The 10425-nt window shown below is 66.7% G+C and carries 7 protein-coding genes and 3 tRNA genes; 2 read left to right on the top strand and 8 right to left on the bottom strand.

Features of this window, described 5'->3' with window-relative positions:
* From AC56KZ_RS20300 to AC56KZ_RS20285, 4 genes are all read right to left on the bottom strand, one after another.
* Window positions 1-288 (bottom strand): GTP-binding protein (locus AC56KZ_RS20300; RefSeq protein WP_229493619.1); only part of this gene is annotated, 288 nt, incomplete at its 3' end.
* 74 nt (window positions 289-362) lie between these two features.
* Window positions 363-437, bottom strand: a tRNA-Thr gene (locus tag AC56KZ_RS20295).
* Window positions 438-473: 36 nt separating this feature from the next.
* Window positions 474-547 (bottom strand) — tRNA-Gly (locus AC56KZ_RS20290).
* Window positions 548-585: 38 nt separating this feature from the next.
* Window positions 586-670 (bottom strand) — tRNA-Tyr (locus AC56KZ_RS20285).
* Window positions 671-880: 210 nt separating this feature from the next.
* Here AC56KZ_RS20285 and AC56KZ_RS20280 point away from each other — a divergent pair.
* Window positions 881-4138: a bifunctional diguanylate cyclase/phosphodiesterase gene (locus tag AC56KZ_RS20280; protein ID WP_497163981.1), complete on the top strand. Its 3258-nt coding sequence runs from the start codon at window positions 881-883 to the stop codon at window positions 4136-4138.
* On the opposite strand, the gene AC56KZ_RS20275 is transcribed toward AC56KZ_RS20280, so the two are convergent.
* From AC56KZ_RS20275 to AC56KZ_RS20260, 4 genes are all read right to left on the bottom strand, one after another.
* Window positions 4101-5684 carry an HDOD domain-containing protein gene (locus AC56KZ_RS20275; protein ID WP_497163980.1) on the bottom strand — a complete coding sequence of 528 codons (1584 nt, stop codon included), beginning with the start codon at window positions 5682-5684 and terminating at the stop codon, window positions 4101-4103. The two genes, AC56KZ_RS20280 and AC56KZ_RS20275, sit on opposite strands and share 38 nt — an antisense overlap.
* A 6-nt stretch (window positions 5685-5690) precedes the next feature.
* Window positions 5691-7325, bottom strand: a complete 1635-nt coding sequence (locus AC56KZ_RS20270) for a response regulator (RefSeq protein WP_497163979.1) — start codon at window positions 7323-7325, stop codon at window positions 5691-5693.
* A 6-nt stretch (window positions 7326-7331) separates the two neighbouring features.
* Window positions 7332-8291, bottom strand: coding sequence for a J domain-containing protein (locus AC56KZ_RS20265; protein WP_497163978.1), 960 nt, complete (start codon window positions 8289-8291; stop codon window positions 7332-7334).
* A 129-nt stretch (window positions 8292-8420) separates the two neighbouring features.
* The gene (locus tag AC56KZ_RS20260) at window positions 8421-9569 is read right to left on the bottom strand and encodes a class I SAM-dependent methyltransferase (protein ID WP_497163977.1); all 1149 of its coding nucleotides are present in this window, start codon (window positions 9567-9569) and stop codon (window positions 8421-8423) included.
* 57 nt (window positions 9570-9626) lie between these two features.
* Here AC56KZ_RS20260 and AC56KZ_RS20255 point away from each other — a divergent pair, with 57 nt between their 5' ends.
* A complete protein-coding gene (locus AC56KZ_RS20255; RefSeq protein WP_497163976.1) occupies window positions 9627-10406 on the top strand; it encodes an SDR family oxidoreductase in 780 nt (259 codons plus the stop codon).
* The last annotated feature ends 19 nt before the right edge of the window (window positions 10407-10425 follow it).

The raw sequence follows: 10425 nt of genomic DNA, 5'->3' as shown, positions 1-10425 counted from the left end.
GGCACCGGTAATCATGTTCTTGATGTAGTCGGCGTGGCCTGGGCAGTCAACGTGTGCGTAGTGACGGTTCTCGGTCTCGTACTCGACGTGTGCGGTGTTGATGGTGATGCCGCGTGCCTTCTCTTCCGGAGCCGCGTCGATCTGGTCGTACGCCTTGGCTTCACCGCCGAATTTCTTCGACAGAACGGTTGCGATAGCAGCCGTCAGGGTGGTTTTGCCGTGGTCAACGTGACCGATGGTGCCGACGTTGACGTGCGGCTTGGTCCGCTCGAATTTACCTTTTGCCATTTGAGACTCCTAACGATTTTTGAGAATTACAGGCACGCCTGACGGGCGAGTGCTACGACTGCCGCTCTAAATTCTGGTGCCCTTTACGTGGATTGAACACGTGGCCTCTCCCTTACCAAGGGAGTGCTCTACCACTGAGCTAAAAGGGCTGATGTTTGCGCCGCACAACATGCGACACAATTTACTGGAGCGGGTGAAGGGAATCGAACCCTCGTCGTAAGCTTGGAAGGCTTCTGCTCTACCATTGAGCTACACCCGCGAGGTACAACTTCAATTCGTCTTCACGACTCTTCATTTTGGTGGTGGGGGCTGGATTCGAACCAGCGTACTCTAAGAGGGCAGATTTACAGTCTGCTGCCTTTAACCACTCGGCCACCCCACCGCGAAGAACCGCAGAGTATGAAGCAAGCTCAACATGCTGTCAACTATTTCCACCATTACTACTGACCTGGCGTAAATAGCAGCGTTGCTTCGGGGCGTGATTGTAACCGTACGCAGGACGAATCTGCAAGGGTTCTTTTTTCGCATAGCGGTGTGCTACGCTGCCCCGCGCTGCTGTACTGTATGCACCACGGATGTAAATACGGAAACCATGGACAGCAAGGCGACTCACTATCCCCGCTGGAGCTGGCCGCAGATCGCCATCGCCTCCCTGTCGATCGTCGCGGTCTATTTTGCCGTGCACTTGCTGAACAATGTGCTGGCGCTGCCTGCCGGGTATGCGCTGCCGCTGTTCCCGCCGGCCGGCGTGGCCCTGGCCCTGGCCACCGCGGGCGGCATGCGGGTGCTGCCCGCCGTCGCCCTTGGCGCCGCGCTGGCGGTGCTACCTCTCCACCTGAGCAACCCCGCGCTCTCGAGCGTCGGCGCCGTGTTGGCCAGCCTGACCAGCGGCCTGGGCGCCCTGCTCCAGACCGGACTCGGCGCACGCCTGTTCCGGCGCCACATGCGTCCCGCCATCGACTCCGGTCACGACGTGATGGCCTTTTTGCTGCTCACGCCCCTGATCTGCCTGATCAGCGCCACTGTCTCGGTGCCGGTCCTCTACGAGCTGCACGCCTTCGACGAGGTCGACCGGCTGCGCTTCTGGTTTGCCTGGTGGGCCGGCGATACGCTCGGCGTGCTGCTGGCCGCGCCGCTGTGCTGGATCATCTGCGGTTCGCCGCGCCGGCTGTGGCGGCGGCGCGCGTCGCTGGTGGCGCTGCCGCTCCTGATCACCACCACTGCCGTGGTTGTCATCTACCGGGTGGCGCTCGGCTGGGAGCACGAACAGCACTTGCAGCCCTACCGCCTGAAGGCGCAGCAGACGGCCGACCTGCTGCAGGCCGAGTTCAACGAGCACGTGCGTTTCGTCGGCACCTTCGCCAGCACCCTCGCCGAGACCGAGCACATCCTGGCGCGCGACAAGTTCCTGCGCATCGCCGGCGGTTATGCCGACGGCCGCCCCGAGATCGAAGCGATGAACTGGGCGGTGCCGGTGATGGGAGCCGAGCGCGCCGGCTTCGAGGACTGGGTGCGGCGCACGCTGGACCCGGCGTTTCCCGGCATTCGCGACCTGGACGGCCGGCGCCTGGTGGAAGCCGGACAGCGCGAACGCTACCTGCCGGTGCTGTACGCCTGGCCTCTTCTCAACAACCAGATCCGCGGACTCGATTTCCTGTCCGCACCCGGGCGGGCGGCGATGGCGGCGCGCGCGCTGGCCTCGCGCCGTCCCTTCGCTTCGGAGCCGTTCACGCTCCAGGTCAACGGCTCACCGGGCATCAGCCTGATGCGCGCGGTCGGCGACGACGCCGGTCCACCGGCCGGCGTGATCGTGTTCGTGCTCGACGCGCGCCGGCTCCTGCAACAGGCGATCCGGCGCGCCGGCTTCAACGGTTTCGATGCCGTCCTGGTCGACGTCACGGGCGGCGCCGCGTTGCCGGTGACCGGCACGCTAGGCGCCCGGCAGGGCAAGCGCGACGATTACCAGGTGCCGCTGGGGTTTGCCGGGCGCAGCTATCTGGTCAGCTTTCGCCCGACCGCCGCCTATCTGGATGCGGAAACCGGCACGGCCAGCTGGGCCGTGCTGTCGGGCGGCCTGCTGCTCACCGGCCTGCTGGGCGCGCTGCTGCTGCTCATCAGCGGCGAACGCGACGTGATCGAAAAGCTGGTGGCCGACCGCACCGCGCGTTTGCGCGACCGCGAAGCACGGCTGGCGGCGATCCTCGACAACGCGGCCGACGCCATCGTCTCGGTCGACGCACGCGGGCTGGTGGTATCCGCGAATGCCGCCACCGCCGAACTGTTCGGCTACACGCCGGAGCACCTGATCGGCCTGCCCTTCGGCACGCTGGTGCCGGCCGGCGCCCACATCGACGCCAATGCCCAGCTCGGGCGCCTGTCGAGCGCGCCACCCGAGGAAGCCGTGCTCGAAGGCTTCAATGCCAGCGGCACCGCCTTTCCCCTCTCGATCTCGGTCGCGCCGGTCGACCTCGGACGCGAGGTGTTTTTCGTCTGCATCCTGCGTGACCTGACCGAGCAGCAGCGGGCACAGCAACGGATCCACCGGCTGGCCCACCACGATCCGCTTACCGGGCTGGAAAACCGGTTTGCGCTGAACGTGCGCCTCGAACAGCAGCTGGCCCTGGCGCGCCGTCACAACGAACCGGTCGCGGTGCTGTTCATCGACCTCGACCATTTTAAGAAGATCAACGATTCGCTCGGCCATGCAGCCGGCGACAAGCTGCTGGTGGGTGCGGCCGAGCGCATGAAAGACCTGCTGCGCGAAGTCGACACGCTGGCGCGCCTGGGCGGCGACGAATTCATCATCGTGCTGGCCGGCCCGCTGACGCCCGACAGCGTGACCGGGGTCGCCGTGCGCGTGGTCGAGTCCTTGTCGCTGCCCTACCAGTTGAATGGCTCTACCGCCCACAGCGGCTGCAGCGTCGGCGTGGCGCTGTTCCCGAACGATGGCGAAGACGCCGAAACCCTGATCCGCCACGCCGACATGGCGATGTACGCGGCCAAGCGCGAGGGGCGCGGCAACTTCCAGTTCTTCTCACCGGAGATGAACGCCGCCACCCACGAGCACCTGCTGCTGGAAAACCGCATGTGGGGGGCGCTCCAGGCCGAGGATTTCCAGCTCTACCTGCAGGCGCAGGTGTCGCTCGACACCGGCTGCGTGATCGGCGCCGAGGTGCTGCTGCGCTGGAACGACGCGGAACTGGGCATCGTCGAACCGAGCCGCTTCATTCCGGTGGCCGAGGAAAGCGGCATGATCGTGCCGCTCGGCGACTGGGTGCTGGGCCAGACCATGGCGCTGCTGGCACAGTGGCGGCGCGAGGGCCTGCCGGAGCTGCGCCTGGCCGTCAACCTGTCGGCGCGCCAGTTTTCGGGCGGGACGCTGCTGGCGCGGCTCGACGAACTGGTGGCCTTCCACGGCATCGACCCGTCGCTGATGGAACTGGAAATCACCGAGTCGGCCGCCATGCGCGACCCGGAAAACACGCGCCTGCTGCTGCGCCAGCTGCGCACGCGCGGTTTCAAACTGGCGATCGACGACTTCGGCACCGGCTACTCGTCGCTGGCCTACCTGAAACTGTTCGCGATCGACCGCATCAAGATCGACCGCGGCTTCGTGCAGGACATCGAGCACAATCCGAACGACGCGGTGATCGTCGCCGCCACCATCGGCCTGGCCCATTCGCTGGGCCTGACGGTGGTGGCCGAAGGTGTCGAGACCCAGGCGCAGTGGGGCTTTTTACGCGAGAAGCACGGCGACGAAGCCCAGGGCTTCCTGTTTTCAAAGCCGATGCCGGCCCAGGAATTCCGCGAATTTATCCGGCTGCAAGTGCAGCCAGTACCTGACGCTTGAGGGCGCGGATCATCGCCGTTTCATCGGCCGGCACGCCTTCGGGCGCGGTCACGGCGCGGTCGGCATAGAAAAAGCCCAGCTGCGCCTTGCCGACCACGAGCGGCAGCACGATGAAACTCTTCGCGTCCGGCAGCAGGGCGCGGTGCCAGGATGGCAGCAGTTCGCGGATCTTCGGGCTGGCGGCGTCGGAAATCATCAAGTCGGCGTCGTTCTCCATCGCCAGCAGGAACAGGTCGCGGCTGGGTGAAGCAGTGGAGGTGGCCGGCGCAGCAGCCGGGGCCGGAAACAGGAAACTAGCCTGGACCTGCGCCTGGTCTTCGCCGAACGACACCCGGGCGCGGTACTGTCCCTGGCGCGCATCCTTCAGGCAGACGGTGGCGAAGCGAAATCCGAGCGCCTTGTACAGCGTTTCGAGCACGGCCAGGATGACGTCATTCACGCGCGCCTGGCCGGCCGCGCGCAATTGCGTCACGTCCTGCACCCCGGCGAGCAGCAATTCGCGCGCATTCTTCGGCTTGCCGCTCGGCCAGGCGCCCTCTTCCTCGTCGGCGCCACCGAGGGTGGCCAGCAGCAGCACGTCGGGCAGGCCATCGCCTGCTTCCAGCTCCGCTTTCGGCATCGGCTGCAGGTGCATGCTTTCCATCAGCGCCGCCATGCCCTCGGCGACGCTCGTAAAAATGCGTTCCAGGCCGGCGGCGTCGAGCTCGAAAGCGGCGCCGTAGCGGGTCAGGAGCGCGCGCGCTTCGATGCTGTCGGCCGGGTCACCGGGTTTCGCCAGGATGCGCGCGACGTCGATCCCGAACGAGGCCACCTGGCGCATCCACTCGCCGCGGCCGCCGGCCACTTTCAGGGTGCCCGGCGGCAGGGCGGCCTGGGCGCGCACGATGACGTCCGGGATTTTCCATTCGGCCAGCACCGCCGCGGCCAGGGTGTCGTAGCTGCAGCCGAGGATCATTTGCGAGGCCTGCGCCGGGGTCTGCTTGCCGCTGCCGACGAGCTGGCGGATTTCGCGGTAGCGCTCGTGCTCGTGCGAGGCCACCAGCACCGCGCCCAGGTTCTTGAACAGGGCCCCGATCGCCGCTTCCTCGGCGCCCTGGTAGAACGACAGGCGCGCCATTTCGCGTCCGACCAGGCTGGCGCACAGCGCCGCTTCGAGTTCGACGCGCACGCTGCCGGCCTGGGCGCCGTTGTCCAGGGTATCGACCAGCAGCATCGCCAGCGCGGTGGTTTTCACGTTGTCGAAGCCCAGCAGGGCGATGGCGCGCGAGACGGTGGTGACGACGGTGCCGGCCACGGTCCGGTAGCGCACCGTGTTCGACAGGCGCAGGATGCGCTGGGTCAGCGCGGGGTCGGACAGGACGAAATACGCGAGGTCGTGCGGGCCGGGTTCGTCCGAATCGGCCAGTTCGATCACGCGCGCGATCGAACCTCCCAGGGCGAACATCTCGGCGTCGCCATTCACTTTTTGCATCAGGCCGGCGCGCACGCGGCGGGTGGCGCCTTCGTCCGGCGCAGCGAAGGTGCCAAATGAGTTTGTTTCCGACATCGTGGATTACCCGGCTTTCCTGGCGCGTGCGCCCTTGTTGTATTTTTTCAGAACCGCCGCGTGCAGGGCCGTGAGCGCCGCCAGTTTCGGGTTGCGTGGATCGAGCCGGCGCACCGCGCCCAGCTGCGCCAGCGCCTGCTGGGCGAGCTTGTCGTCCCAGCCCGTGTGCTCCAGGCAGCGCAGCAGCGCCAGCGCGGCGTTGAAGGCCACCTGCGGATTGCCCGGCATGGCCAGCACCGCCTCTCCCATCAGGGTGACGGCGCCGAGGTGGTCGCCGCTCCTGGCCCGTTCGGCGCCATTTGCGACCAGATCGACCACGTGCTGGCGCGCTTCCTGGGCGATTTGCGTGCCCAGTTCGGCATGCCCGGCCTGCGCCATGACGCTCATCGCGCGGTCCATGACGCTGGCGTCGGCGGCATTGCGCATCACGTCGCGCACGAGGTCGGCGGCGCCCTCTTCCATGTCATGCGCGAAGCAGCTGCGCGCCAGTTCCAGCTTCAGGCCAGGGGACAGGCTGGCGCAGTCGCGGCTGGCGGCAAGCGCCGCCGTCAAGGATTCCATCAGGCGTTCGTCGTTGCCGGTGTATTCGTGCAGCAGGGCCGAGGACATGGCGCTGCAGGCGTCGGCATGGCCGCGGCCGCCCATCGAGCGTTCGAGGTCGCGGATGGTGGCGGCAGCGGCCACCGGATCGCCCTTGCGCACCAGCGTGCGCACCAGCTTGACGTGGTCTTCGGGGTCGCGAAATTCCGAATATTTCGCTTTCGCCACCACCTGCTTCAGGACTTTTTCGGCGGTGTCGTCGTCGCCCGCCTCGAAGGCCGTTTCGCCCAGGGTGCGCAGGCGCCGCACCGCATGCGGCGACACCGCCACCGCGCGCGCCAGCACCGCCTGGCACTGGTCCGCCTCGCCCAGGGCGCTGTGGATGCGCGCCAGCCAGTCGTAGGCGTCGACGAAGTTGTTGTTGGCCTGGACCAGTTCGGTCAGCAGCGCGCCGGCATCCTGGTACTGCTCGCGCAGGAACAGGGTCTTGGCCAGCCCCAGCCGCGCCCAGGCGATGGCCTGGTTTTCCGCCAGGCGCCGGTAGATCGGCTCGGCCAGTTGCGCTTCGCCGATGAACAGGTGCAGTTCGGCGCGCAGGCGCAGGAAATCGATGGCATGGCGCGGATGCGCCGCCTCGCCCTCGATGCAGGCTTCGATCGCCTCGTGCTGGGCGCCGGCTTCCATCAGGCGGTACACCGGCAGGAACACGTTGCGTTTGTCGACGGCGCGGGCGATGCGCTCGAGCAGGCGGTCGGCCGTGAACGGTTTCAGGATGTAGTCGGTCGGTGCCAGCTCGGCGGCGCTGACGACCTTGCCGTAGTCGCCCTCGGCCGTGACCATGAAGAACATGGTGGCCAGCGAAATCAGTTTGTGGTGGCGCAGGTCTTCGAGCAGTTGCTGGCCATCCTGGCCGCCCTCCAGATCGTATTCGCACAGCACCAGGTCGAACGACCGCACCGACAACTGTTTGACTGCCTGGTTGGCGCTGCTGGCATGTTCGATGCGGGTCAGGCCGCACATGGTCAGCATGCTGTGGATGTTGGCGCGCATGCCCGAATGGGGCTCGATAAGCAGGGCGCTGAGGCCGTCCAGGTCGTTCATGGCAAATCAGCCGAAGCCCGGGCTCGCTTCGGCGCGGCGCAGTTTCTCGCTGCCGGCGCATTCGGAGCGGGCGGCGCCGGTGACGACGTTCTGGTAGCGCACTTCGTACTTGCCGGCGGCCAGCTCGTCGATCGTCAGGGTGCCGTTGGCCAGCACATAGGCATGGCGCACGTTCGAACCGCGCTCGAGGTCGTGGATCTTGACGAACACGGGGCTGGCGTTGGCGCTGTTGTCGACGACGACCGTCATCTCGTTGCCGCTGTTGCCGCGGGGGTAGCCCGGAATATAGCCGGACTCGGCCGGCCAGGCTTCGCCATTCGGCGCCACCCGCGTCATCAGGTCGGTGTCGCAGCTGGGCTGGCGGCGCGGCACCACCAATTGCGTCACGGCCAGGGCTTTCAAGGGCGATGGCGGGGTTTTTTCGGCGCCGGCGCTGGTCCAGACGTCGGGTTCGCTGCCCACGGCCGGGGCCGGAACCGGGGCCGGCGCCGCTCCGGCGGTCTCGACCACTGCCGGCTTGCCGTCAAAGGCGAGCGCAGTCGGCAACAGGCGCGGCTTCTGGATCAGCAGCAGGCTGGCGGCCACGCCGAGCGTCAGGCCGGCGGCAATGCCGAACCACCAGCGGTTGTCGCGCCACAGGCGGCGGCGCTTGTGCGGCAGACGTGCCGGGGCTTCCCAGCCGGCTTCGCCACGCGGCCGGCCGTGGTCGTCACCGGTACTTTCCAGCCACTCGACTTCCCATTCCTCGGCCGCAATCCATTCGTCATGCTCCTTGCGGCGCTGCGGATCGGAAAGGCTGTTGTACGCCGTGTTGACGATGGCCATGATGCGGGCGGCCTTTTCGTCGCCCGGATTCTTGTCGGGATGGTATTTCTGGCTCAGCGCCTTGTAGGCCGCACGAATGACTTCATGCGGCGCGCCGCGCGCCACTTTCAGGTTGTCATAATGTGTGTGGATCTTGGCCATGGCTGGGAGCGGTTGTACGGCGCGGCGCACGCGTGTCCTGGTCGGGATGATAGACGATCGCGATGGCGCACGGATGGGCCACGGTACAGCATAGCCGGGTTTGTAGCCTGGACGCAAGATGCCGTCTTGCTAGAGGCGCCCGCTGCGATCCGCCCGTACGAAGGCCGCAGGCAGCTCGACCCCGTTGCCCACGACGAGAACCTTGAATAATTCCCCCATTTCGGCCGGCGAAACGAGTTTTTGCACGGCTTTCGACTGTGGCAAATAACGGACGACATCGTTGGGATCCGTGCGCAGCAGCAGGTCACCGATGCCGCAGGCCAGCAGGAAGCCCGCCTGGTTCATGTAGCCCAGCACCTCGAGCCCGGCATCCTGGGCCGCGAGCGCCATGGCGGTGAAGTCGACGTGGGCCGTGATGTCCTGCAAACCGGGCAGGAAGAAGGGATCCGGGTGCGAATGGTGGCGGTAATGGCACATCAGGGTGCCGCCGACGCGGGCGTCGACATAGTATTCGTGGGCCGGAAAACCGTAGTCGAACAGGATCGCCGCGCCCTTTTCCCCGGCGAACATGCTCGCCAGCGAGGCCATGAAGCCGCAGGCAACCGGGTGCAGCTCGGTGAGATAGCCCTCGGCCAGGCTGTCAGCGTCCGGCACCTGGCGCGCCAGCTGGGCGGCGAGCAGCGCGTCGAGTTCCTGCTGCACATAGGCGAAGCGGCCGTCTTCGATCGTCACCATCTGGCGCCGCCAGCCTTGTGCGGTCTTGATCACCAGCTCGACCGGCATGGCGTCGAGTACTTCGTTGGCCAGCACCACGCCGGAAAAGCGCTCGGGAAAGCCGTCGATCCACTCAAGCATCGGAAAATCGGCCAGTGCTTCCTGCTGGCGCGCACGCAGCTCGCCCGACAGTTCGATGATGGTGTAGCGCTCGACGTGGACGCCGTCGCCTGCCAAGGCCGTCAGCAGGTCGCGCGCCAGCTTGCCGGTGCCGGCGCCGAATTCGATGATGTTGGGCGCGCTTTGGGCGATAATAGCGGCTGCCGCGCGTGCCAGCGCTTCCCCGAACAGGGGCGTGATCTCGGGCGCGGTGATGAAGTCGCCGCTGGCGCCCAGCTTGGCCGCGCCGCCGCTGTAATAGCCCAGGCGTGGCGCGTACAGCGCCAGCTCCATGAAACGCGAAAACGGGATCGCACCGCCGCTTTCTTGAATAACACTGGCGAGTTGGCCTTGCAGGGCGTGGGACGCGTCCAGGGCGTCGCTGTCGGGAAGGGGTAGAGGCATCCCGGCATTGTAGCCAGATCGGCACCGATCAACAATTTCAGCCAACGGGCACATCCTATGACGCACAGCACGTCGACATTCAAGCCACGGGTCGCGCTGGTGACCGGCGCCGGCCGCCGCATCGGCCGCGCGATTGCCCTCGGCCTGGCCGGCGCCGGCTGGGACGTGGCCGTGCATTACCGCCATTCCGAGCGCGAAGCCTGCGAGACCCGCGACGCCATCATCGCCCTTGGCCGGCGCGCCGTGGCCCTGGAATGCGACCTGACGGACGAGCCCGCCGTGCGTGCCCTGCCCGGCCGCGCCGCCGAGGCACTCGGCAGGCTCAGCTGCATCGTCAACAATGCTTCGTTGTTCGAATACGACAGCGCCACCGATTTTTCGCCAGGCCTGCTGGCCGCCCACATGAGCGCCAACCTGGCCGCGCCCCTGCTGCTGGCGCAAGCGCTGCACGCGGCGACGCCGGCCGGCGAACAGGCGGTGGTCATCAACCTGCTCGACCAGAAACTGTACAATCTGAACCCGGATTTTTTGTCGTACACCCTGTCGAAGGCGGCGCTGGACACGGCTACCACGATGCTGGCGCAGGCGCTGGCGCCGCAGCTGCGCGTTGTCGGTATCGCGCCCGGCATCACGCTGGTGTCGGGCGACCAGAGCGAGGAAGGTTTCAGCCAGGCGCACCAGCAGACGCCCTTGAAACGTTCCTCGACCCCGCAGGATATTGCCGAGGCCGTCGTTTACGCTGCCTCGGCGCGCGCGCTCACCGGCACGACGCTGGTGGTCGATGGCGGCCAGCACCTGGTGCCGCTGGCGCGCGACGTGATGTTTATTACCAAATAATTTAGCTGTGTAACTTATT

The sequence above is a fragment of the Telluria sp. LT2P34 genome (assembly GCF_059685915.1).
Note: the sequence above shows the minus strand (reverse complement) of the source record. Positions and strands in the feature narration are given on the sequence as shown.